Raw genomic sequence first — 25,841 nt, 5'->3', positions numbered from 1 at the left:
GCTGTATCGAGGGTGCCCGTTGGGTCTGGCGCGGATCGCGTCGTGACCCAATGGGCGGGCTGATATCAGTTGATGGCGACGACGAAGGCCACGTCGGCTTCGGCTGGGCCTGGCGTGACGATCGCGGCGATGGACCTGTAGTAGACATCGAAGCGCAAATCGGTCGGGTCGATATCGCTCAGTGCGTACTCGGCGGACTCCGAACCATTGACAACGTTGGCACCGGTTTTGTCTTTGATGACGGCAACAACGCCTTTGGCCGCATCGGTGGTGGGTTTGAAGGCGTAATAGTCGCCGCTTGTGTCGGCTGTGCCAGTGAACGTCACTTTGGCGGTGTCGCCGGGCGCGATGGTGCAGCCCCCGACACCAGGGGTAACGCGCAATGCGAAGCCCTTGCCGCCATATTCTTGACCTGTTTCAGTGAAACGGCTGGCCTCAATGCTGCCCATGTTCACCGCACCGGTACCCGGAGCCCCTGTTACCGGATCAACAATTTCAATACCGCAGGTCACAGCAGTGATCTTGCCCTGAAAGTTGATGGTCCCGGTGGTGGCAAAAGCCGATGTGGCGCCAAGACCCAGAAGCAGGCCAAGAGGAAGGGCAAGTAAAGAGTTCTTCATGTAAGCAGTCCTTTTAATAAGAGGTATCGACACGGCCTGGAAGCAAGCAGTACCGATATTCACAGGTGTATCTGTTAGGGATTGTTGCTGTGGTATTGCGCTCTCTTGCTATAAGAGATATGCGATCGAGGAGTAAGATTGTTTCATTATGTTTGTAAGTTGCGTCCTACTCGACGCGGCAAATGGTAGTGATGTGTGCGCGTCGGTAATATAGGAAAAGTCATCAGTGGTGTAGGAAAAAAGCCACGCGTGTCGTAGGGATTCGGATGTTTGTTAGTGGACTTTAGTGTGGGTGATTGTCGGACGTCTTTGAGAGTAAAAGACGTCAGGGGCTTTTTCGGTGCGATGGGAGCATTGATTTTGGCGTTGCGCAGGAGGGTGGTGCTATTTTTCGGATGAGAGTATGTGAGCGAAAATGAGCACTCAAGTGCACTGCATCAGCAGTTGCACTTGAGGTGGAAGGTTGGATAGCGAGGAATGGTTGATGGGCAGATGATTGCAATCAGACATGTCGAACGTTACTTGCATCGTTGGGGCTGTTCGCCACTGCTCTTCGCGCTGCGTCTATATAGCTGCCAGGGTGGTTAGGTGCAGGCGGTGGTGCAAGTTCAGGCGCAGGAGTGGTTGGTGTTACCTGACGGCTCTTTATATCTTTAATTACCCGATCCATGTCGGGTATTGAATCCAATGATGATGAGCGTGATACAGGGCTTGAGGTCGTTGAGGATAAAGATGTGGCAGTTGATGCGGATCGTGAAGTCCCTGAAAATGCGCCTGCGTTCGCGTCAGGTTTAAATGCGCGCGTATTATGAAATGTTCTAGGTCCAGACTTAAAAGTCCAATTGCTTCCCTGTGCTTGTTTTGAACTAAAGAAATCGGGTACTCCCTTACCCCAATCGTCTACCAGCATCCCACCAGCCTCTCTTTTCAACATCTTTTTCCCCATTGCCCCAACCCCTTGCCCAATCCCTATGAACAGCGCCACCTTGTCAAAGGCATCACCAATTTGGTAAAGCCGTTGCTGTTCTTCAGGATCATGGTTCAGCAGCGCGGCGGTCTTGTATCCGGTCCCGGTAATCATGGCGCCTGTACCCAACACCGTCACGGCCATGTAAAAGGGGGTGGCGGTTCCCAGACTGGCGACCGCCAGTCCCGTGAAAACCACTGTCAGCAGCAGTCCGGTCACCAGCGCCCCTTTATTGACGTTGAAGACGCGGTGCTCGAGTTTCCCGACGCTGTGCCCGGTCGGGTCCTGGAAGGCGATCGGATTACCTTGGCAATACCCGTACGGATTGACTCCGCCGGCCCCGAACGGGCTCAGAGAATCCGGGCTGTGAAAGCGCATCAGGGTCGGGTTGTAGGCTCGGTAACCCTGGCCCAGCAGGTACCAGCCGCTGGCTTGATCGCGGACTTCACCGTTGAAGGCCAGCAAGCATTGCAACTCGCCATCGTTATCGTCGTGGCTGCTGCGTTCGCCATAAGCGCTGTAGACCGCTGTGCGCAGTTTGGCTTGCTGGCTTTCGCCGAGGACACTGTTGCTGGCGTTGGTCATCAACAGCAGGGTCTTTGTGTCGTCGTCCACCTGCTGCTGACCCAACGGAGTGTCTCCATCGTAGAGGTACTGGATCTTCGTGCTCCCCTGAACCGTGTTGCTCAGGCGATCACCCTCATAGAAGCGCAACGTCTCGACGGCAGCGCCCTGTGTGGTTGAGACCAAATGATTGTGCCCGTCGTAACGGTATTGACGGGTCGGGTCACCGCTGGCCGTCTCGACATTGAGCAGACGACCCTGGCTGTCATAGTGCAGGCGCTGGCCCAACTCATCGTTGAGCATGTTGCCGTCGGCGTCATACGCAAAAGGTGTGCTGGGTGGATAGTGCTTATGACTGTGGGTGATCTTCAGCAGTTGGCAAGGATCATCGGGAATGTTGTACGTGAACATGCACCGGTCGGTTGTCTGGTCGGCGAAAGTGGTCAGGGTAAGGGTGACGTTATCCAGCGCATCGAATCGGAAGACCTGCTTGACGATTTCATTGCCGTAGCGATCCTTGGGGAGGGTCTCGCCCGAACAGTCGTACTGTATCAACCGTCCGCGGGAGTCATATTCGAAGTCTTCTTCAAGCAGACTTTTTTCCAATGCTTTCAACTGCCGACACTGCAACTGATCGTCCGTCCGCCAGCTCTGACTGAGGGTTCGAGTTGGCTGGTTGGTCAGGCTTAAGGTACGCAGGATTTCGCGGCTGTGTTCGTCATACGCCAGTCGGGTCTCCAGCGTGACAAGGGTTTTAAGGTCGGTGCTGTTGGTTAGGCTCAGTCGTCCCAAAAGGTCGTATTCAAATCGGGCATGAAGTTGTCCTTGGCTCACCAGCATCACCCGCCCGTATCGGTCGTGATCGTAGGTGGTGGTCAGCCCACTGACGTCCGTGCGCTGCAATTGTCGGCCTTGCAACGAGCTGACATAACCGGTAGTCCAGGTGTTACCCCCTGCGGCCCATTCATCCTTTTTGAGATGATTGGCGCCATCATAGGTGTATGTCCGGTGTCCCAGACTGTTTTGCGAACTGGTCATGCGGGCGCTTTTTACGTCATAACCGAAGCTGACGCTTTCGTCCGGCGCGACGGTGGTAACAGGCTCTTGAGTCAGGCCAAGCGCGTACTCATAGTGGATGCTGGCCTGCAGTGGCGTGACCCGTTCGCTGACCTGCAATTGACCACCTTTGTAGTGATACGTTTCGACACGGGGGCCGGTACGCAATTCAGTCAGACGCTCAAGGCCGTCGAATACCTGGCCACCCGCGTTTACTTCAGGAGATGACTGGTTCGATGGCTGAACGGTCAGCAGGGTCGCCAGTTCGGCGCGGCTATGGTCTGCATAGCTGCGTTTGACTTTGTCCCCGTTTGGCAAGGTGCTTTCGACCATTCGGTCAAACGCATCGTAGCGGTACACGGTGCTGTGGCCGAGCGCATCAATCTCTTCGACCGTACGCCCCAGCCCGTCATAGTGATACTGCTGCTTGCCGATACTCTCGCCGATGAGGGTGAGCCGTTCGACCGTCTCTGGTTTTTCAAACAGGTTGAGTTGAGTCACCGTGAGGCCGTACCGCTCGGTGGACGAGCGATTGATTTGTTGCCAACTGCTTTGGGTTGGCATGAGTTGACCGTCGGAGGTTGTCCAGCCGAAAGGGTCCATCAGGCTAAAGGTCACCACCCCCTCAGGCGCGGTCTCACTGTCTTGCTGCCCCCAATCGTCGTAGCCAAAGGAGCGCTTGAGCGGCAAGTCTTCATCGCCCAGCCAGTCGTAATCGGTCTCGGCCAGCAACTGACCGCGCGCGTCATACTCGGCCTTGTACGTCTGACGAAACGCTCCGGCACTGGCGGGGTTGTCGGTGTCCTGACGTTCCTCCTTGATCACCCGATTGAGGCCATCCAGGTGGCTGCGCGTCTGTACACCCTTGACGTCGGTGACGGTCTGCGAGGCCGTTTGGCCCCCGAGGCCAACCAGGCTGTACGCGTAACTGCGGGTGGCGGCGAAGTCGGTGTCCGGGGCCACGGTTTCACTCACTACCCGGCCCAGCGCATCGTAGACGTAGCGGATTTCCACGTCGCTGTCGTCGCGGTTGAGCAGCGGTTCACCGGTGAGCAGCGAGTGCTCCAGGGTGATGACCTTGTGCACGCTGTCGAAGCTGCTGCTCAGGGTCTGCGTGGTCTCGAGCACGGTTTCGCCGGCACGGCCGGTGCCGGCGTTTTTTTCATAGGCGAAGTCGGTCGACGTACTGTGTTCGGCGTAGGTCAATGCGTCATGCAGGGTCAGCGTCGCTTTGCGCTGACGCCCGTGTCGAAGTGCATCCCCCGGCACATCGAAATAGCTGTAAGCCGTCGTTTGCATCAGGTGCTCGTCGCTGCCCTCGAGCTGTTGCAGGGTTTCGTTCTTGATCACCAACCAGCTTTTCACGCCGCCAGTGACCGGCGCCATGGCCTGATAGTGATAGCGGGTGCACAACGTCGGTGCCGGGCTGCCGAAGCTCGAAGACGCCGGGGTTACGGTCTGCTCCTTCAACTGGCGCACAAACCCTTCCGGGTCGGCCGGGCACAGTCCTGGCTCGCCAGCCGCCGGGTAATAGCGGCTGGTTTCGGTGATGCCGTTGGCCTGGACCTCTTTGGCCAGGTTGCCATAGAGGTCGTATTCGCTGCTGACCGTTTCCCGGCGAACGAGGTTCGGGTTGTCGAGGTTTGACCAGCTGTTGGTGAGCGTTTTGGGCAGTTGGCAATCAATGGGCTGCTTGGCGAAGTCGACGCCGTCCTTGGCGTAATAAACCGTGACCACCCTTTTCACGTTTTTGTTCTGGGTCGTGGTTTCCTGGGTCAGCAGGTGGAAGCGGTTGAAGGAGCGCTCAACCGTGCGCACCGCCTGGCCCCCCACGTACAGGCTTTCGGTGGTGCCATACACATAGGTGCCGGTGATTTTGTAGAGGTTGTCCAGCCCGTCGTCTTCCCAAATCAGACCGGAGGCGTTGTAGCCCAGGAAGTTTTTGCCGAGGTCGGTGCCGTTGCCACGGTAGGTATACCGCGCCTCGATTGTGGGCTGGCCGGCGCCGGGATCGGTGATGTGCTTGGTCACCCGTCGCAGCGCCAGGCGTGCATCAAGGCCGGGGAATGCATGCCCGCCATCGTTGTACTCAACGGTTTCGTGCCCCCCCACCGGGTTCCACACCTGCTGGATACAGGTCAGGCCATGGAGCAGGACGTATTCAAAGCGCCAACAGGCATTCTCGGCAGTCGGCAGGGTGATCTGGCTGACCTTGTAGTCATGTTCGACCAGCGACAGGACAAAACGCACCGGCGCATCGTCAGGCTGCAGCAGTACCTCGACCGTGCGGCCCGTGCGCTTGATGGTCATCAGCCGGCGCTGAGCATCGCTGACGGATTCAAGCACTTGGTGATCGCCGAAGTAACCGTAGCTCAAACTGACCTTGCGCCCGTCGGGGGAGTGGATTTCATGCGGCAAGGCGACCCTGTTGGTGGCACTGCCGCCGACCTGAAGGATCTCGACCAGACCGGACTTGTGCACGACCTTGTAGCGGCCGCTGCCCAGGTCGTGGAAGTGAAAACTGTCGAGTTTTTTCTCTTTCATCAGGAGCTGGTTGTCGACGCTGCTGGTGCCGGTGACCTTGAAGGTCTCGCCGGTACTCAGGGACAGGATCTGGTTATGCGGGGTGTACTGCGACAGTTGCAGGTTCCAGCCCAGGCCGAAGCCAGTGTCGAGGGTATTAAGCGGGCTGAAGCTCAGTGCCAGGGGAACGACCGGGCCGGCGAGGTCATCGGTCTTGAGTTCGGGCAGGCTGATCGACACCGTGTACAAACCGGTGCGCGGGTCGACTCCACTTTGCAGGAAACTCATGAAGTTAAAGGCGTTGGAATGAATGGAACTGGAGGCGGCCATGATCATGAACCTCGGGTAGGGTATTAATGTGCGATAGACCGCACCGTGCACAGTAATAACCTGCGCACGGCGCACACAAGGGGACTTATAGAACGGTCAGCAGTAGGGTGTTACGGCTGTCCGCCACCGACATAGGTGCAAAACCAATACTCAATTGATGATAATTACCGTTTTTGTCCAGTAGCTTGAGCCGCAAAGGTGCTTCAAGTCGGCTATCACTCCAATACCTGATGTCGTCGGTCCGAAACAGTCCTATAATCAACTGCCCCTCCCCCACGACTTCCGTCCCTACAATATTGCTATCCAGAGGATGATTATAAGCGTCAACGACAAGCGACATTCTCTCGTCGTAAAACATTGTTTTTTCGTCACCCAGTACTTTTTCATTATTGAACACATAGCCCGTGTAACTGAACATGAATTCATTCTGATAACGGCTTTCCCACTGCACAACCGACTGATTGCCCTCAAGTTCGAATCTTACGAACCTCACCGGCCGGCCATCCACGCCCCGATAGTCCAGAGACCAATAGTCCGTGGTGCGCAGGAAATAATCATAATCATCCTGTTCTGGCGGGTTCTTGCCACCGCCCGCGACACGCTTGGGTTTGAAGTCGTAGTGCCCTGGAACAAACGAAGGAACAACCACGGGCACAAGTTCAATATTGTAAGGCGGTAGATCGCTATTTTCATTTGAATTATGCGGTCCAAAAAATGCGTCGATAAAGCGCGCATGAAATACTTCCGGATCGGCCGCGCGCGTGTGTACAAACACCCGACGCCGGCTAATGCCATTGAGTAATTCAATGGGGTTTTCATCGACAGCCTGCGCAACACTGTCATTCCGGTTAAAGCGATTGGACTCGGTACTGACTGCCCACTGGTAAGCAGCATCGGCCTCGAAGCCCTCTTGGCCGATATCCAGATAATCCAGCTCCTGCCCTGAGTTCCGATGGACGATTGTCAGGGTACTGAATTCCTCCTCGGTGATGGGATAATCCATACCATTGACATGCTCAGTCTCAATCTCGACATCTATCGCGATCTGCTGATAACCATTGGCAAACGCCTTGGTATTATTTGCGGGGGCAGTCAGTTTGAAACTGACCACCTTGTCCCAAGAGGGTTCACCGACGAATCCGGACAACTCGATAACGCTGTAGCCCGTAAGTAAGGAAAAGCCATTATATATAATATCGCAGACCACGACACTTATAGGGTTGGTTATTTTTGCAGGCGCCGTAAACAACCCCGCAGCATTAACACTGCCTTCACCGCTGACCAGACCCCATCGCACCTCGATATCCGGATCTGGCTGTTTGTCTGCCAGTAACATTTGCGGGAAGTCAGGGTGGTCTTTCCTGGCGTCTATAAACGCCCCCCAGCTGTTCGTTAGTTGTAGTTCCCCTAATGGGGAGACGCCAGACATGTAAGACGGTTTCACTTCAAGCGAGGGAGGAGTTTTAATCAGCAATACCGTCGATTGCACTGTTTCCCCCGTCTTAGTGTCGAGCACCTGAATACGCTGCACCGCAGCATTGTCTGGCAGGTTGTCCGGTGGGGTATAAATAGCCGTGTCCTCGTTGAACACCAGACTGCCAAGCTCCGGAACAAGCAGTGACCCAAGCAAAACACCGCCACTTACCGTCGACGCCTTGAGCGTGATGGGCACACCTCTCGGCGAAATAACGCTTACCAGCGGCGCGATGGCCATACCTTCATACGTGACTAACACTAACGCCGAGGCGCTGTGTTTGATTTTAGTGTCCGGATCGGTATAGCTAGCAGTGACGACGTTACGCACAGATTCTCGACCGAGTCGGTTCCGAGTGACGCTTTTGTACACACCTGGCGCGATCTCTCCGGCTGAATGTATCGTATTGATGCTACGCACGCTCCAATCGAGATCAATACCGTTGATCATCTTGCCGGCCTGAACAACGTTGAAACGCAGTTCGCTGCCGGCTTCAATAACGCTGAATATAGGGTCTAGGGCAATGCTGGTCAGGACCGGGTCGATATTGCCAAACGCAACCAAGTCATAGGGGGCATGCCTCGAACTCTCGATAAAAACATTCTCTCCGGGGAATAACAAACTGCTTAACAGGGTCAGCGAGCCCGGCTCCACATCCTTGATAAATTCCTGGGAGACAACCACCGACGCTGAATACAGGTCCTTACCCTGCGCATCTCGATTATCCGGAATCAAGTAGGGAAATCCACTGCTTTCAGATGGCAAAACCCCGTCACCCGTATTGCCTTTAACTCGGATAAACACGACCACGGCACCATCACCATAGTTGGAGGCCTTGACATTTTTGGCGTTGGGTGCAGCTTGCGTGAGAATATAAAAGCGAGTGGGTGTCAGTGGACTATAGCCATTAAAATCGAGCACGCCCAAGTTAAAAACACGCTTATGAACTGGCAAGGCTTTGAAGCGAGCTTCGAGAAGCCTGCCGATCAATTTTCGAGCATACTCTTCGCCCGCTAGGTTACAGCTAAAGTTCAATCCATCTGAAATATCCAGAATGACTCGCCCACGGTTATCTACTTGGCCAACGACCAGGTTTAAATTAACATCGATGGTCAACATGAAGCCCTGTTGCTCGGACAGCTTAAAACTAGACAGCAGCACGGGTGGATTGCCAGCAGTGTGTTGCGAAAGTGCATAGCTGCCGGACGCTATATACAGGGTCAGTTTAGCTTTTGAACTATCAAGGGACGCCGTCTCAAACGACAGAAGTGGTTTAGTTAAGAAAATCGAATCCAAATCAGCCCAAAGCGTCTTATCGTCGGTCAAGTAAACGCGCCCGCTAAAGGCGGGTAAAAAACTAAATTCATTGAACCCTGCGACAAACTGCTGCTGCAGCAAATAATTAAGGCGCGCACGGTTAAACACGCAAATAGCGCCCCAGCCATACATCACCGAACCGTCCGCCATACGATTTAATAATTCGTCTCGTGAATTCGCCATGATAATGCTCCAATACATTGAGTTACCGTGTGGATAATTGCTCTGTCGCCTAAGGGGCGTAGAAGACTTCCAGTACATTGGCAAACTCAGTCAACGGCAACGGTAGAATTAAAAACCCTTCAAACTTGCCTAGAACTTGGAAGTCGAAAAGTGCCGTAATGACAGCGAAGCGCTTATGATTGTTTGGGTCCTCGGTGTAGATGCCCGTGTCCTCATCGACATCACCCGCGCCTTCCAACAAGTGCCACTTGATGCCTGGAAATATATTACCATTGATCCACCCTTGCAATTGAAGCTGCTCCGGCGATAAGTTTGCAGTGGCGTCGATAGTGATAGTGATCGAGGCAAATTTATGCACAACCAACACATAGCTGGATTGGCTTTTGCCCGTCGACAGATTGGTGACTTGTATCTCTTCGACGACAAATCCAGCGTTTTCGATTTTAGGCATAGCCCAATAGTCATGCTCGTTCCTCGGCTTGCCATTAGGGTCTACGTTTCCTCCTCGGCCGGGATCTTTTAAATGCCAATCCAATTTGCCCGAGCCCAGCGTCCCGGCCCACAACTGGCGAGACTGGCGCACACCGGATGTGGTCGAGTCATAAGCATCGCAGACCTGAATCACCGGGTTGACGGTAATGTCCCGGGCCACGACCGACACCAACGCCGAACTGGAATAGCCATCTACTGCAGTTGTCGCCGTTACTTTGACGCGAATGTAAGTGCCGTTGATTACTTCGGCAGAGGGTGCTGTATAGAGCCCAGCATTATTTATCACCCCCTTATCGCCGGACCCGCCTGGAATATGCTCCACTGTCCATGTGACACCGCTCGTTTCTGGAGTTGTCGAGAATGTATAGTTGTCGCCATGTCCTATGATCATCTCAAGGGGAGTAACAAAGAAGGCAGCGACAGCGGGACTGACCTTGCCAAAAAGGACCGCATCATCAGGAATATGCAACGACTTGAATTCAAGCGCATTACCAAACGGTATGCGAATATCGCCCATTATTGAAGTTTTGACACTGTCACTGTCATAGAACTCATCACCAACACCGTACAGAAAGTCAGTCGCTTTATCTTGAATATAGTACTGTGACATCTCTACCAGTTTCTGCTGATAGCCCCCACCCACGCCCGGCGGCATATCGACCGTACAAGAAAGTACATGGTATATCGGACTTAACATGAAATAGGGCTCGCGCCCAGGTGACGCACCGTCAACAAGAACGTATTCCCTGTCAAAATCAACCTGATAGTTCGCGGCAAAAGAGGCGCTTGTATTGTTTGACCGATTGTTGAACTTACCAGTAAACTTTCCTGCCACCTGCCATCTCAACCCGACATTCGTCTGTGTAAAATCGGCCGTTACGGGCAGGGGCGCACCCGCCAAATCGATCGTAAAGGCATCAGCATTCACGTCCCATGGGGGCGGATGACTACCACCATGATCAAAATACCCACTGGCAACCTGATAAGAGCCTCGCGTGGCCTGAATCGTGGTTAACTTATCACCGTCGAAGGTCTCCTTGAAAGCAGCCCCGGCTTTCTCAAAAGCTTTGATAAGACCTCGAGTGAACAGGGCTCGGCCCACCATTTTACTGCTCAGCAATACGGTGGCCGAATAGTCCTCCGCTGCATCATCAGGAATCAGGTATTTAAACGTGGACTGGTCTGGAAAGCCTCCCGAATCCCCCCTTTCCATCGCCACAAACAAGACAACCGCGCCCTGACCGAATTCAGAAGACAGTGGGTCACGGGCCGCAGCACCACTGGCTTGGGTTCGAGTTTCAAAACGGCGGGGAATCATATATTTATCCCCCCCCTCCTGCAGAGTGGTTAGAACATAAATGCGTTTTTCCTCCGGGACCGCCTCAAAGATCGTTTGAAACAGTTTACCCAGCTTTTCCTGCATGAATTCAGAGTCGGCGTACGTCAGCCTGAACTCGCTTCCTTTTGCTAAATCGAGAATAGCGTTCCTGCTTGAGTCGATGGACCCAGGCACTTCTGACAAATTAATAACCAACTCTACAGTGGGTGCATCGAGCGGGTCTATTGAGTCGATCCGTATAGCCCGTCCAACACCGAGGTTGGTCTCAACCGTCACCTGTGTGCCGCCGACCACCCGCATAGACAACGCAACCTTTGAGTCTAAAAGGTTAGCGTTTTCAAAAGACAATCGAGGGTAATCCAGGGCGAAATCGTAGAGGTATTCCCTTTGGGTCTCTACCGTCGGCGCACTGTCAGTAATGGGGGGGAAATAGGCTGCCGTGTTGAAGCGATCGATATACCCCTGAAGCAGCACCAGATTTAACTTACGTCGATCAATCACAACGACGGAGTCCCATCCCTGCGTGCGAGATTCAAGCACTAACCAGGAAAGCAGACTTTCTTTTGAGTTACCGGCCATCACATCACACTCCCAACACAGTTAGTTAACTATTGAAAAACGCCCCATCCAGCTTAATGACTTAACTCACATCCAACCCGCACTTATGCCCTCTACTAATCCCTCACCGTGAGTGGAACAGTAGGAAACGCTGTTTGCGAATGACCCTCATCAAAACTGACACTGACCTCTATCGTCAGGTGTGCGCCGGGGCCTAGTTTTTGCAGATAATCAAGCCCTAACGTTGCCTCGACTTTGCCTGCGATCAGGTGCGCCGTAGTTATCGGAAAATGTTCAAGCAAATAGATGTTCGTCGAGCTTTTGGCCTGGATGGTGAGCAACTGACCAGGCGCCATGAACATCCATCGGTCCAACGTAAACTCCGCGCCGGTAACCGGCACTTGGCTCAGTGGCAGATTTCCGAGGGATGCCTGCGCGCATTGAATCGTTCTAAACCGCGCTGGCGGCACGGTAATCACGCGCAGGTCAAAGGGCATGGAAGTTGCGGCGGCTTCGCCAGGTCGCGTGACCTGATAGAACACGTTGAGACGTTTGCCCATATTCGCCGGGACGGCGGCAGCATCAATAACGAATGTGCGCCGATCATTTGCCTCAGGTTCGGCCACGATCGAGTGACCACTGGTGCCATAACCGTCCCAATGGACCTGGACCTTATCGTTATCACCTAACGGCACTTCCTGCGGGATTTTGATAACGACCCCCCTTACCAATCCCTCCGCTTCTATAGAGCCCTGGCTAGGACCGGGCGGTTCCTCCTGAGCCCCGGCAACTATCGGGGCTTCGGGTCGCCAGGACGCACGCACGTCCAGCGCCAGTCGCTCGGAGGACTCGGCAACGCTTGGCCGCGCATACTGATACTCAAAGGTCACCGTATTGCCGAGGTTGCCCTGCAGCCATTTTTGCTCGACGGTGAAAGAGAGCTTGCCACTGTCAATCATCGGCTGATCGACCTGCAAAGACGCCACTACACGGGTGCTCGCGAGCGGCCCCATGGCATACAGCAACACATAATCCCCGATTTGAATGCCCGCATACGCATTCGCCAGCAGCGTGAGACCTTCCGGGAAAAGCCCGGGGTCAATTGAACTGCCGCTGTGATTCTCGATGCCGATTGCAGGCAAACGAACCTGCAATGGCTTGACGATGCTGATTGTCTGCGGTGGCGAGTCGCCCGGATTGTCCGAAGGACTGGCGTAGGTGATGCTGTAGTTCATCTGCGCACTGCCACCGCTGATGAAGTCGACATACGTTCTTTCCAGGCTCCAGATCATTACCTTTGTAAGCTCACCGACGTCGAGGCTTTTTGTGTTGGTGTAAGGAAAGTCTTCGTCGCCGTCATCAAAAAATCCCTGCCAGGTGATCGTGACCTTATCGCCGACAGCCATGCCCGGGTAAGGTGGGATTACGAGTGTGAATGCCCCACTACTCGGTGGCGCATCAGGGTCCAACGCCAGAGCATGAGACTCTCTTAGTTGCACGACCGGGAGGGAACTGTCCATGCGGTGAACTCCTTGCACACATTTAAATCCGGCAGTCGGCCATTATTTTTCAACAGCAGCACGACGTGACATGGGTCTAGGTGTACGCCTGATCAATAACGTTGCCTACCTAGCAGAACTGCTAGGTAGGCAAATGTCAGCGTGGTGTTATCGTTAATTGAATGGAGTGCTCAACCACGGAGGCAAGCAAGAAATGAATCTTTTTATAATAGCGCGCCGATTATTGATCATCCTACTTGTCGGAAACTTCGGGCATGCACTGGCCGGCGATACCGATAAAACACAGAGTGAGGGGACCCTGTCTTTTTACTTCAGTGATGGGACGCCACAGTGTAGTTTTCCTGCAAACCCTGGAACACAACTATTTGTAGAGAAGCCCAACTCAAGTGGAAACTATCCGTGCAAGCTGCTGAAAAACGGTGGTTACTTTGAATTACGAGACGTTCCTTCCACTACCAGAATCTGGCTCGTTACAGGACGGCCAAAACAGGGTCAGGTAGCATCGAGCCCAAAAAAATGCGGATTATCTGACTTCGACGCGTTTAGCTGGTATGAATTATTAGTTATAAAGAACCCGACCACGACCGCCAACAAAATTAACACTCTTGACCTCAATACACTGCCACCTGGCAACGTGATCGCACCTGGACTTAGGTTCATAAATCGACCCGTCTTCCAGACACCCGTGAATCCAAATGAAATTAATTGCGTCATCATCCAACGCTGACCCCCACCATAACCCAACTTAAATTCGGACACGACATAGCACCACGACAAGACTTTCTCCGCGTTCACTAACCGAGGCAACCCATAATGGCTCCTCTTAAAATCGTATCCTGTGGGTTGGTGCTTGTCACGCTATTAACCTGCCCCCGTCTTATCATGGCTGCCACTGCCATATTGCCTGCCGCCGCCGAGACACCCAAAATAACGTTGGAAGGCGCCAACGGAGAAAACCATTGCACGCTTGATTTCAAAAGCGGCACTTACGTATTTAAAAGCAACAATTATTGCAGAAATGACCAGGCTATCGGACTTGAACTTGAACACGTTCCCTCCGCCTCCAATATCTGGCTGTATGACGACTACACCTGCGACCATCACGACAGTGGTAATTATTTCTGGGTGGCACTGCGAATCATAAAAAATGACACGTCTACGCTTGAGCCCATCAACCTGGATACGTTTGCCAGCGCACCTATCGACTCGGTCGTCGTACCGGGCGTTCAATTAAAGGGCCGATATTTAAAAGCAAACGAATCAATGAAAAAAAGAACCTCGTGCGTGAGAATCGAACTTGATACACCGCCTCCGGTTTTCCCCTGAATGTTTTAGCGCACTACCTTTTTAGAACTCCCCACCCGAGGTTCATGATCATGGCCGCCTCCAGTTCCATTCATTCCAACGCCTTTAACTTCATGAGTTTCCTGCAAAGTGGAGTCGACCCGCGCACCGGTTTGTACACGGTGTCGATCAGCCTGCCCGAACTCAAGACCGATGACCTCGCCGGCCCGGTCGTTCCCCTGGTGCTGAGCTTCAGCCCGCTCAATACCCTCGACACCGGCTTCGGCCTGGGCTGGAACTTGCAGCTGTCGCAGTACACCCCACATGACCAGATCCTGGCCCTGAGCACCGGCGAGACCTTCAAGGTCACCGGCACCAGCAGCGTCGACAACCAGCTCCTGATGAAAGAGAAAAAACTCGACAGTTTTCACTTCCACGACCTGGGCAGCGGCCGCTACAAGGTCGTGCACAAGTCCGGTCTGGTCGAGATCCTTCAGGTCGGCGGCAGTGCCACCAACAGGGTCGCCTTGCCGCATGAAATCCACTCCCCCGACGGGCGCAAGGTCAGTTTGAGCTACGGTTACTTCGGCGATCACCAAGTGCTTGAATCCGTCAGCGATGCTCAGCGCCGGCTGATGACCATCAAGCGCACGGGCCGCACGGTCGAGGTACTGCTGCAGCCTGACGATGCGCCGGTGCGTTTTGTCCTGTCGCTGGTCGAACATGACTACAAGGTCAGCCAGATCACCCTGCCGACTGCCGAGAATGCCTGTTGGCGCTTTGAATACGTCCTGCTCCATGGCCTGACCTGTATCCAGCAGGTGTGGAACCCGGTGGGGGGGCACGAAACCGTTGAGTACAACGATGGCGGGCATGCATTCCCCGGCCTTGATGCACGCCTGGCGCTGCGACGGGTGACCAAGCACATCACCGATCCCGGCGCCGGCCAGCCCACAATCGAGGCGCGGTATACCTACCGTGGCAACGGCACCGACCTCGGCAAAAACTTCCTGGGCTACAACGCCTCCGGTCTGATTTGGGAAGACGACGGGCTGGACAACCTCTACAAAATCACCGGCACCTATGTGTATGGCACCACCGAAAGCCTGTACGTGGGGGGCCAGGCGGTGCGCACGGTTGAGCGCTCCTTCAACCGCTTCCACCTGCTGACCCAGGAAACCACGACCCAGAACAAAAACGTGAAAAGGGTGGTCACGGTTTATTACGCCAAGGACGGCGTCGACTTCGCCAAGCAGCCCATTGATTGCCAACTGCCCAAAACGCTCACCAACAGCTGGTCAAACCTCGACAACCCGAACCTCGTTCGCCGGGAAACGGTCAGCAGCGAATACGACCTCTATGGCAACCTGGCCAAAGAGGTCCAGGCCAACGGCATCACCGAAACCAGCCGCTATTACCCGGCGGCTGGCGAGCCAGGACTGTGCCCGGCCGACCCGGAAGGGTTTGTGCGCCAGTTGAAGGAGCAGACCGTAACCCCGGCGTCTTCGAGCTTCGGCAGCCCGGCACCGACGTTGTGCACCCGCTATCACTATCAGGCCATGGCGCCGGTCACTGGCGGCGTGAAAAGCTGGTTGGTGATCAAGAACGAAACCCTGCAACAGCTCGAGGGCAGCGACGAGCACCTGATGCAAACGACGGCTTACAGCTATTTCGATGTGCCGGGGGATGCACTTCGACACGGGCGTCAGCGCAAAGTGACGCTGACCCTGCATGACGCATTGACCTACGCCGAACACAGTACGTCGACCGACTTCGCCTATGAAAAAAACGCCGGCACCGGCCGTGCCGGCGAAACCGTGCTCGAGACCACGCAGACCCTGAGCAGCAGCTTCGACAGCGTGCACAAGGTCATCACCCTGGAGCACTCGCTGCTCACCGGTGAACCGCTGCTCAACCGCGACGACAGCGACGTGGAAATCCGCTACGTCTACGATGCGCTGGGCCGGGTAGTGAGTGAAACCGTGGCCCCGGACACCGACTTCGCCGCCACCCGCAGTTACGCGTACAGCCTGGTTGGCCTCGGGGGCCAAACGGCCTCGCAGACCGTCACCGACGTCAAGGGTGTACAGACGCGCAGCCACCTGGATGGCCTCAATCGGGTGATCAAGGAGGAACGTCAGGACACCGACAACCCCGCCAGTGCCGGAGCGTTTCGTCAGACGTACAAGGCCGAGTATGACGCGCGCGGTCAGTTGCTGGCCGAGACCGATTACGACTGGCTGGGCGATGAAGACTTGCCGCTCAAGCGCTCCTTTGGCTACGACGATTGGGGGCAGCAGGACAGTGAGACCGCGCCTGAGGGGGTGGTGATGTTCAGCGAAACCGACTTGATTGACGGTACCTCCGGCCCGATCCAGCGTGAATGGACTCAAGCCAGCCAGTCCTCCATGGAGAAGTACAACCTCACGGTGACCCAACTCAACCTGTTTGAAAAACCAGAGACGGTCGAACGGTTCACCCGCATCGGCGAGAGTATCGGCAAGCAGTATTATCGTTATGACGGGTTGGGGCGTACGGTTGAAGAAATTGATGCGCTCGGCCACAGCACCGGGTACCGCTACGATGCGTTTGACCGAATGGTCGAAAGCACCTTGCCTGACAAAACGGTGGTCATACGTGAATATGCCCTGCACAGCACCGGGGACTTACCGACATTGATCAGCGTCGATGATCGGGTACTGGGCGAGCAATCCTTCGACGGACTTGACCGTATGTACAGTTCTATCTCTGGAGGTAGAGAACAGGTATTTACGTTTGAATCGGGGCAAACCCGGCCCAAGACGGTGACCACTGCCAGTGCGCAAGTGATTGAATACACCTATCTGCCGATGCTGGGAGAAGAACCGTTGATTCGGCGTATTCCTGCCAGCGACACCACAGCCAACTACACCTACGATCCTCACAACGCCCGGCTGCTGTATTGTTCGGAACTCGACCAGCAACTGACCCGCGAGTATTACAGCACCGGCGAGCTGATGTGCGAAGTGCGTACTCAGGGCGCCGACACCTATAACATGCATTACAGCTACAGCTTGAGTGGACGCTTGCGTGCTTATACCGATGTGCTCGGCCAGACTCAGCTTTACGAGTACGACACCGCCGGACGGCTGAACAAGACCACGCTCGGTCAAACCGTTTCGACCTTTAGCTATAACGCGCAGGGCCAGACGCAGAGTATAAAAACGGTGGACGGTGCGCAAAGCGTGACCATCAATCTGGAGTATGACGACCTGGGCCGTGAGGTAAAACGCACCTTTGAGTTCAGCAATGTGACCCAGACCTTGGCCCAGAGCTACAACGAGGTCGATGCCCTGGTGACGCGAATCCTCGAAGAAGGCACGGCCGTGCTGCGCGATGAAACGTTCGGTTACGACACCCGTGGTCGTTTGGCTAATTACACCTGCAAAATAGGCAGTCAGCCGCCTGTCGATCCCTATGGCAAAAGCATTCTCAGCCAGTCGTTCCGGTTTGACGCGCGGGATAACCTGACACTCGTACTTACTACGTTTGAGGGCGGCAGCAACCGGGCCACCTATACCTACGCTGAAACCGACCCCACGCAATTGATCAAGATCGTCAACAGCCATGACGACTACGCCCCAAAAATTATCGAACTGAGCTATGACCCTGACGGTAATTTGATCGTCGACGAGCAGGGTCGCACCCTTAGCTACGACGCGCTCGGTCGCTTGACTGAAGTCAGCGGTCCATCGGCCAACAGTCAATACCGTTACGACCCGCTTGATAAACTGTCCAGCTACACCGGCGACAGCGGCCAGGACCAGCGCTTCTACCGTGAGGGTGAGTTGGCCAATCAACTCCGGGGGGAGCAACACAGCACGTTTGTCCGCGGCAGCGATTACCTGTTGGCGGAACAGCAGGGCGGATGAAGCGAAAACATGCTGCTGTTGGCAGGGGATAAAAAAGCACGGTACTGAGCGAAGAAAAGCCCGGTGCCGTCGGAATCTGTGCTTACTTCGACTACAAGATTGTTGGCCTTGCCCTTCAATGCAACAAAATAACCCCCTGTTCAATCGCCTTGACCAATGCCGATCTAAGCGAAGTCACCTCAAACTTGCGCCGAATGTTGCACAGGTGAAAATTCACCGCCGCTTCTGATTTGCCCAGAATTCGGGACACTTCCCACGCTGATTTTCCGAGGACCATCCACTCAAGTGTTTCCCGTTCTTTGGTCGTCAGTTTTACGGACGGCGTTTCCTTCGCCTGCGTCGACTGACAATCAATAGAGGGGGTGGCAGGCTTTTGGTTGAGGCGGTTCATCGCTAAGCTCCTTATCCTTGAGAGGCTTTGGCCGTGGTGCTGACTGCATGCGGTTACACATTCATCCTTATCGCGTGCGGCTTTTCTGTCCGGCAGATTTTGACCGGGGCCGAACTCTCTTATAGCCCTCCCGGACGCATCTGAAACCTGTCAGAAGTAACAGGGGGTACGTCTGTGTGATGTCTCACTGGCTTTGGTGCAGGCGTTTACTTAGTTGATTTAAAAGAAATTTTCACGAGGGTACGCAGGGCTGAAAGCGAGTATTGGTTCGATTTAAAACACACCATTCGTCGATTGACGTTGATGCGGTAATGTCAAAGTAATGCTGCGCTTACGCCAGTAACGGGCAAAAGCACCGCCCCCTACGCTGTACTTGCCTGAGGAAAATCCGCCGCGAAACATAGCCTTCGCGGCGGGTTTGGTTGTCAGGCTGCGACGTTCAGGTGGTTGCCGATGGGCTTGCTGCCGTCGGTTTCATAACGTTGGCTCAGCGCAGCGACCATCTTGCTCAACGCTTCGGCAGCGGCCGTTTTGGCGCTGGCGCTTTGCCCGGTGGTGTCGGTGCTCAACGCAGAGGTCAGTTCGTCGAGGCTGACACTGCCGCTGCTGTCAGCATCAAGGTTACTGAACAACGTGCTGGCGTCAGACGTACTGGTGCTGGTAGTGGTGGAAGAGCCCGTGGTACTGGAGTCTTGCTCGGCGGGTGGCGGTGGTGGCGCGGGCTGCAGGCTGGCGGTCAGCTCGTCAAGGCTGATAGTCCCATCCTTGTTGGTGTCCAGCGCCGAAAATACTTTTGAACTGTCAGCGCTGCTGCTGTCAGTGCTGCTCAAACCGGTACTCAGCTCATCACTGCTGACGGAACCATCGCCATTGCTGTCCAGGTAACTGAGCACTTTTTCAGCGACGTCCGTGGACGGCTCGGCGGGTGGCTGCGGTGGCTGGGCCATGGCCGACAGTTCGGTGGCGTCCAGGCTGCTATTGTCATTGCTATCGAGGCCGCTGAACGCTTTGCTCAGGCTGACCACTACGCCATCGTTGCTGTTCGACGACAGGGCTGAACTCAGTTCATCCTTACCGATACTGCCATCACCGTTAGTGTCCAGTTTGGCCAGCAATTCTTCCTGGAATTTCTTGCTGTTCGCGCTGGCCGTTGTGCTCGCGCTTGAGCTTGTATAGCTCGAATAACTGTTACTGACGCCACTGATCATCGGCTTGACTCCACAGGTTGTTTGGGCCGGTGGCAGTGCACCGGCTTATGAAGCCTCGGGGCGTCAAGTGTCGGGGGTATTCGGGATTTGTATCGAGGCTGACACGCACAGTCGGCGCGTCGGATTTTACCGGCGGGGCAGGTCGATGACGACGGTCAGGCCGCCCCCCTGAGTGTCTTCCAGGCGTAGGTCGCCGCCCATGCGCCGGGCGGCTTCGCGGGCGATGGTCATGCCCATGCCGATGCCGCCGGAGTTGCGATTACGTGAGCCTTCGACGCGATAGAACGGCTCGAATACCGCCTCGCGCAGACCTGCAGCGATCCCCGGTCCTTGATCGCTGACTCGCAGTTGCACCCGTTGTGGATGATCCTGAATGTCGACATGCGCGTGCCCCGCATAACGCAGGGCATTATCGATCAGGTTACCCAGGCATGAACGCAACGCCATCGGCTGCGCCATGAGCGGCTTGCACTGGCCGCTGCTGTGTACGTCATCGCCCTGATCCTGGGCGTTTTCGGTCAGGGATTCGACCAGTGCCTGCACATCGAAAAGCTGCAACGCCTCGCTATTACGCTGTTCGTGCAAGTAGGTCAGGGTGGCATCGAGCATGCCGATCATGTCGTCCAGGTCCTGGCTCATCTGCCCGTGCAGCTTCGGTTCATCAATCTGTTCGACGCGCAGTTTCAGGCGCGACAGTGGTGTGCGTAAGTCATGGGACATGGCCGCGAGCATGCGTCCGCGTTGCTGGACCTGTTCACGGATGCGCTGCTGCATCAAGTTGAACGTCTGCGCCGCCTGACGCGCCTCACGTGGGCCGCTGACTTCAAGGGGTTGGCTGTCGAGGTTCTCGCTCAAGCGCTCGGCGGCCTCGCTCAAGCGCTGGATCGGTCGGCTGAGGGCTTTGGCTCCATACCAGGCGGCGACCACCAGGGTAATTAATTGAAATATCAGCGGCACGACGGGGCCCCCGAACAAGGGTGGCCTTCCTGGTGGGCGCTGCATGGGGGGGTGTGAAGCGTCGAAACCGGGGGGCGGCTGACCGAACGCGTCTGGCATAGGGGGAGGCGGCGGGGGCGGTCCGTAATGCATGAACCACATGAACGCCAGCACATGCGCCAACAGGATCGCGAGCAACGCCCCGCCGAACAGACGGGCGAACAGTGTGTCGGCCGAGCGGATCAACCGATGTCCCTGGCGTCGAACAGATAACCTTCGCCGCGTACAGTTTTGATCAGTTGCGGCGCTCTCGGGTCATCTCCGAGCTTCTGTCGCAGGCGCGATACCAGTAAATCGATGCTGCGGTCGAAAGCTTCTATGGTCCGGCCGCGTGCTGCATCCAGCAATTGCTCACGATTGAGTACGCGCCGTGGGCGTTCAAGAAACACGCGCAGCAGGCGGAACTCGGCGTTGGACAGCGGCACCACCAGGCCATCGGGCGCGGTCAACTGGCGCATTACGCTGTTCAGGCGCCAGGCGTCGAAACGGATGTTGTTGCGCGGTTCGCTTCGGTCGTCGCGCACCCGGCGCAACACAGTCTGGATGCGTGCTACCAGCTCGCGGGGTTCGAAAGGCTTGGCCATGTAGTCGTCGGCACCCAGTTCCAGACCGATGATGCGGTCGGTGGGCTCGCAACGGGCGGTTAGCATCAAGATAGGAATGTCCGATGTACCGCGTAGCCAGCGGCACAGCGAGAGGCCGTCTTCACCGGGCAGCATCAGGTCCAGCACGACCACGTCGAAGGTTTCTTCGCCGAGCGCCTGGCGCATGGCGCTGCCATCGGTCACGCCACGGCAGTGGATGTTGAACCGGGCCAGGTAATCGCAAAGGAGTTCGCGTATGGGCACATCGTCGTCAACGATCAGGGCGCGGGTATTCCAGCGGCGCTCATCGGTCGGAGCGTTGTCGATACTGATAGGGGGGACTGCTTGCATGGTACGACTGTCGCCTGAGGGTGCCGCCATCACTGGCCGCGATTGAAGAACAACGCTGCCCGCCATGCTACTTCGCTGGCGCGCGCGGCGGAAGGCTGTTGTGTCCACGTGTCCGGCGGTTGTCTGGAATGTATCGGGTTTGATACAAGGCCCCTCGGTCCTCCTGACGCCCCCTGTAAATCCCACTCTTTACGCTTTCTTTATGCCCATCAGGGTTCGTCGATCTCGTTCCTTTACACCCTCCCTGCGGACAATGGCTGACACGCGGCAGTTGCCGTACGACGGAGAATTTCCATGAGCGTTCTGGACGGGGTGTCACTGCTGTTGGCAGCAGGGCTGTTCATTTACTTACTGGTGGCGCTGTTACGCGCCGGCCGGAATTAGGAGCCGCCATGCACAGTTATGACTATCTACTGATCCTGGCTTTTTTTGTGCTGGTGCTGCTGCCAGCGCCATGGCTGGGGCGTTTTTATTACCGGGTCATGGAGGGTGAGCGTACCTTTTTGAGTCCGGTATTGGGGCCGGTCGAGCGCATCTGTTATCGCCTGTCCGGCGTTGATCCGCAGACCGAACAGAGTTGGAAAACCTATGCCCTGGCCTTGCTCGCCTTCAACCTGGCGGGTTTCCTCCTGTTGTTCGCGATTCTGCTGTTCCAAGGCGCTCTGCCGCTCAACCCGCAGCAACTGCCGGGAATGGAGTGGTCGCTGGCGTTCAACACGGCAATGAGTTTTGTCACCAACACCAACTGGCAGAACTACAGCGGCGAAGCTTCGCTCAGCTACTTGAGTCAGATGGCTGGCTTGACCGTGCAGAACTTCGTCAGTGCCGCCACTGGCATCGCGGTGCTGGTCGCGTTTTGCCGTGGCATCAGCCGCCGTTCGACGCAACACCTTGGCAACTTCTGGGCCGACATGACACGCGCCACCCTCTATGGGCTGCTGCCGTTGTGTCTGGTGCTGGCATTGTTTTTGGTCTGGCAGGGCGTTCCGCAAACTTTCGCTCATTACGTTGACGCAGTGACTCTGCAAGGCGCCAATCAGAGCATCCCGTTGGGGCCGGCAGCCAGTCAGATCGCGATCAAGCAACTGGGCACCAACGGCGGTGGTTTCTTTGGAGTCAACTCGGCGCATCCGTTCGAGAACCCGACCGCCTGGAGCAATCTGTTCGAACTGGTATCGATCATCCTGATTCCGGTCGCGCTGGTGTTCACCTTCGGTAACTACGTTAAAGACATGCGTCAAAGCAAAGCCATTATTGCGTGCATGTTGACCCTGTTCTTGATCGGCGGTGCGACGGCGATGTGGGCTGAGTATCAACCGAATCCGACTCTGAACATCGTGTCGGTCGAACAAGCCGCACCGATGGAAGGCAAGGAAACCCGGTTCGGCACCAGCGGCACGGTGCTCTGGACTGCGACCACCACTGCGGCGTCCAACGGCTCGGTGAATGGCATGCACGACAGCCTTAACCCACTGACCGGGATGGTCGCGCTGGTCAACATGATGGTCGGCGAAGTGATCTTCGGCGGGGTCGGGGCGGGCCTGTACGGCATGTTGCTCAATGTGTTGATTGCGGTGTTTCTTGCCGGTTTGATGATTGGCCGCACACCTGAATACCTGGGCAAGAAGCTGCAAGCCCGGGAAGTGAAACTGTTGGTCGCGACCTTGCTGGTGATGCCCGTTGGTGTGTTGGTGTTCGGTGCTCTGGCGGCGAGCTTGCCGGGACCGATGGCGGCGGTGAGCAATCCCGGTCCGCATGGTTTCAGTCAGCTGCTGTACGCCTACACCTCAGCCACCGCCAATAACGGCTCGGCGTTCGGCGGTTTCAGCGCGAACACCTTGTTCCATAACTTGATGCTCAGCCTGTCGATGTTTCTCGGTCGCTTCGGCTACATCCTGCCGGTGCTGGCATTGGCGGGCAGTCTGGCGATGAAAAAAACCGCACCCCAGGGCCAGGACAGCTTTCCAACCCATGGCGTGCTGTTTGTGACCTTGCTGACCGTGACCATTTTGCTGGTCGGTGGTTTGACCTTCTTGCCGACCCTCGCGCTGGGGCCGATTGCCGAACACTTGAGCATGGGCTTCTGAGGAGCAGATCATGAATATGCCAATTCCTGTAACAAAGAACGTCGATAAAAGCCGCGCGACCGAACAGCCAGCGACAGCCCTCTCGACGCTGTGGCGCCCGGCACTGGTGCAAGCGTTCGTCAAACTTGACCCGCGCCAGTTGCAACGCGCGCCAGTCATGCTGGTGGTCGAGCTGACCGCCATCTTCACGACTGTTCTGTGCCTGATTCCTGACCCGCAGGTGCCGACGTCGGTGGCGGTGCAGATCGCTCTTTGGCTGTGGTTCACCGTACTGTTCGCCAACTTTGCCGAGGCCCTGGCTGAAGGTCGTGGCAAGGCCCGCGCCGACAGCCTGAAAGCTGGCAGTGAAGGTCTGAAAGCGCGACGCAAGGACGAAAACGGAGCCTTCCACGTGGTCGATGCCAGCCGGTTGCGCAAGGGCGATGTGGTGCGGGTCGACGCGGGGGAAATGATCCCTGGCGACGGCGAGGTCATCGAAGGCATCGCGGCGGTCAACGAAGCCGCGATTACTGGCGAATCCGCGCCGGTGATTCGTGAGTCGGGCGGTGATCGTTCGGCGGTTACCGGCAACACGCGGCTGGTGTCCGACTGGTTGCTGGTGCGTATCACCGTCAACCCGGGTGAGTCGACGCTGGACCGCATGATTGCACTGGTGGAAGGTGCCAAACGGCAGAAAACCCCCAATGAAGTCGCGCTGGATATTCTGCTGATCGGCCTGACCCTGATTTTTCTGTTGGTGGTGGTCACCCTGCAACCGTTCGCCCGCTTCGCCAATGGCAGCCTGCCGCTGGTGTTTCTGGTGGCGCTGCTGGTGACTCTGATTCCTACAACCATTGGCGGCCTGTTGTCGGCCATTGGTATTGCCGGGATGGACCGTCTGGTCAGGCTGAACGTGATTGCCAAATCAGGTCGTGCAGTGGAAGCCGCCGGTGACGTGCACGTGTTGCTGCTGGACAAGACCGGCACCATCACGTTCGGCAACCGTCGCTGCACCGCGATTCACCCCGCGCCGGGTGTCAGCGCCAAGGAGCTGGGTGAGGGCGCGTTGTTGGCCTCGCTGGCGGATGATACGGCTGAAGGCAAGTCGATTGTCGAATACCTGCGTGAGCTGCACCCGATGATCGAACCCAATGTTGCAACGCTGACACCGGTAGCGTTCAGTGCTGAAACCCGCTTGTCCGGGGTCGACTATCAAGGCCGGGTTTACCGTAAAGGCGCGGTGGATTCGCTGCTGGCGTTCATTGATGTCAAGCGCACGGACCTGATGCCAGCGCTGGTCCGGGAAGTCGAAAAAATCGCCAAAACCGGGGGCACGCCGCTGCTGGTGTGCGTGGACGGCAAGTTACTGGGCGTGATCCACCTCAAAGATGTGGTCAAACCGGGCATCCGCGAGCGGTTCGCTGAATTGCGCAAGCTGGGGATTCGCACGGTCATGGTGACCGGTGATAACCCGCTGACGGCGGCTGCGATTGCCGCTGAAGCCGGGGTCGATGACGTCTTGGCCGAAGCCACCCCAGAGAAAAAGCTGGAGCGTATTCGTCTGGAGCAGAACGACGGTCGTTTGGTCGCAATGTGTGGCGACGGTGCCAACGATGCCCCTGCCTTGGCGCAGGCTGACGTTGGTATGGCGATGAACGATGGCACTCAGGCGGCGCGTGAGGCGGCGAACATGGTCGATCTCGACAGCGACCCGACCAAGCTGCTGGATGTGGTGCAGATCGGCAAAGAATTGCTGGTGACACGCGGCGCCTTGACCACGTTCTCTATTGCCAACGACGTGGCCAAGTACTTCGCGATCCTGCCTGCGTTATTCGCGGCTATCTATCCGCAGTTGGGGGTGCTCAACGTCATGCACCTGGCCAGCCCGCAGAGCGCGATCCTCTCGGCGATTGTCTTCAATGCCCTGATCATCGTGGTCCTGATCCCGCTGGCATTGCGCGGCGTGCGCGTGCAGGCAGCCAGTGCGGCGCACCTGTTGCGTCGGAACCTGTTGATCTATGGCCTGGGCGGGATTGTTGTGCCGTTCGTGGGGATCAAGCTGATCGATATGCTGCTGACGGGCCTTCATCTGGTTTAAGAGAGCGAC

General features: G+C 56.2%; 14 protein-coding genes. 5 read left to right on the top strand and 9 right to left on the bottom strand.

Features of this window, described 5'->3' with window-relative positions:
• Positions 1 to 65: 65 nt before the first annotated feature.
• The 5 genes from AC1MEA_RS23415 to AC1MEA_RS23395 all read right to left on the bottom strand — a co-directional run bounded on the left by AC1MEA_RS23415 (position 66) and on the right by AC1MEA_RS23395 (position 12,943).
• Positions 66 to 620: a fimbrial protein gene (locus tag AC1MEA_RS23415; RefSeq protein ID WP_219060838.1), complete on the bottom strand. Its 555-nt coding sequence runs from the start codon at positions 618 to 620 to the stop codon at positions 66 to 68.
• 502 nt (positions 621 to 1,122) lie between these two features.
• Positions 1,123 to 6,060, bottom strand: coding sequence for an RHS repeat domain-containing protein (locus tag AC1MEA_RS23410; protein ID WP_480417545.1), 4,938 nt, complete (start codon positions 6,058 to 6,060; stop codon positions 1,123 to 1,125).
• An 85-nt stretch (positions 6,061 to 6,145) separates the two neighbouring features.
• Positions 6,146 to 9,034: a hypothetical protein gene (locus tag AC1MEA_RS23405; protein WP_480417544.1), complete on the bottom strand. Its 2,889-nt coding sequence runs from the start codon at positions 9,032 to 9,034 to the stop codon at positions 6,146 to 6,148.
• 49 nt (positions 9,035 to 9,083) lie between these two features.
• Complete coding sequence (locus tag AC1MEA_RS23400; RefSeq protein WP_480417543.1) at positions 9,084 to 11,444, bottom strand: hypothetical protein; 2,361 nt, start codon at positions 11,442 to 11,444, stop codon at positions 9,084 to 9,086.
• Between the two features lie 95 nt (positions 11,445 to 11,539).
• Complete coding sequence (locus AC1MEA_RS23395) at positions 11,540 to 12,943, bottom strand: hypothetical protein (RefSeq protein WP_480417542.1); 1,404 nt, start codon at positions 12,941 to 12,943, stop codon at positions 11,540 to 11,542.
• Positions 12,944 to 13,756: 813 nt separating this feature from the next.
• Between AC1MEA_RS23395 and AC1MEA_RS23390 the strand changes: the two genes are divergently transcribed.
• Together AC1MEA_RS23390 and AC1MEA_RS23385 are read left to right on the top strand one after the other, a co-directional pair.
• The gene (locus AC1MEA_RS23390) at positions 13,757 to 14,269 is read left to right on the top strand and encodes a hypothetical protein (RefSeq protein WP_219064685.1); all 513 of its coding nucleotides are present in this window, start codon (positions 13,757 to 13,759) and stop codon (positions 14,267 to 14,269) included.
• A gap of 50 nt (positions 14,270 to 14,319) precedes the next feature.
• Positions 14,320 to 18,138, top strand: coding sequence for a sugar-binding protein (locus AC1MEA_RS23385; RefSeq protein WP_480417541.1), 3,819 nt, complete (start codon positions 14,320 to 14,322; stop codon positions 18,136 to 18,138).
• Positions 18,139 to 18,253: 115 nt separating this feature from the next.
• On the opposite strand, the gene AC1MEA_RS23380 is transcribed toward AC1MEA_RS23385, so the two are convergent.
• The 4 genes from AC1MEA_RS23380 to AC1MEA_RS23365 all read right to left on the bottom strand — a co-directional run bounded on the left by AC1MEA_RS23380 (position 18,254) and on the right by AC1MEA_RS23365 (position 21,668).
• Positions 18,254 to 18,529 (bottom strand): helix-turn-helix transcriptional regulator, encoded by a 276-nt coding sequence (locus AC1MEA_RS23380; RefSeq protein ID WP_219060317.1) that lies wholly within the window; start codon positions 18,527 to 18,529, stop codon positions 18,254 to 18,256.
• A 425-nt stretch (positions 18,530 to 18,954) separates the two neighbouring features.
• Positions 18,955 to 19,737 carry a XopAW family type III secretion system calcium-binding effector gene (xopAW, locus tag AC1MEA_RS23375; RefSeq protein ID WP_480417540.1) on the bottom strand — a complete coding sequence of 261 codons (783 nt, stop codon included), beginning with the start codon at positions 19,735 to 19,737 and terminating at the stop codon, positions 18,955 to 18,957.
• Between the two features lie 126 nt (positions 19,738 to 19,863).
• Complete coding sequence (locus AC1MEA_RS23370; RefSeq protein WP_219060314.1) at positions 19,864 to 20,919, bottom strand: sensor histidine kinase; 1,056 nt, start codon at positions 20,917 to 20,919, stop codon at positions 19,864 to 19,866.
• Positions 20,916 to 21,668 (bottom strand): response regulator, encoded by a 753-nt coding sequence (locus AC1MEA_RS23365; RefSeq protein ID WP_219060312.1) that lies wholly within the window; start codon positions 21,666 to 21,668, stop codon positions 20,916 to 20,918. The genes AC1MEA_RS23370 and AC1MEA_RS23365 overlap by 4 nt, the downstream gene beginning before the upstream one ends.
• Positions 21,669 to 21,962: 294 nt before the next feature.
• On the opposite strand from AC1MEA_RS23365, the gene kdpF reads away from it, so the two are divergent.
• The 3 genes from kdpF to kdpB are packed head-to-tail and all read left to right on the top strand — an operon-like array spanning position 21,963 to position 25,832.
• Positions 21,963 to 22,052 (top strand): K(+)-transporting ATPase subunit F, encoded by a 90-nt coding sequence (kdpF, locus tag AC1MEA_RS23360; RefSeq protein ID WP_219060310.1) that lies wholly within the window; start codon positions 21,963 to 21,965, stop codon positions 22,050 to 22,052.
• An 8-nt stretch (positions 22,053 to 22,060) separates the two neighbouring features.
• On the top strand, positions 22,061 to 23,755 hold the full coding sequence (gene kdpA / locus AC1MEA_RS23355) for a potassium-transporting ATPase subunit KdpA (protein WP_219060308.1): 1,695 nt from the start codon (positions 22,061 to 22,063) through the stop codon (positions 23,753 to 23,755).
• A 10-nt stretch (positions 23,756 to 23,765) separates the two neighbouring features.
• On the top strand, positions 23,766 to 25,832 hold the full coding sequence (gene kdpB / locus AC1MEA_RS23350) for a potassium-transporting ATPase subunit KdpB (RefSeq protein WP_480417539.1): 2,067 nt from the start codon (positions 23,766 to 23,768) through the stop codon (positions 25,830 to 25,832).
• Positions 25,833 to 25,841 lie beyond the last annotated feature (9 nt).

This window comes from Pseudomonas sp. ASL8 (assembly GCF_056680355.1).
Note: the sequence above shows the minus strand (reverse complement) of the source record. Positions and strands in the feature narration are given on the sequence as shown.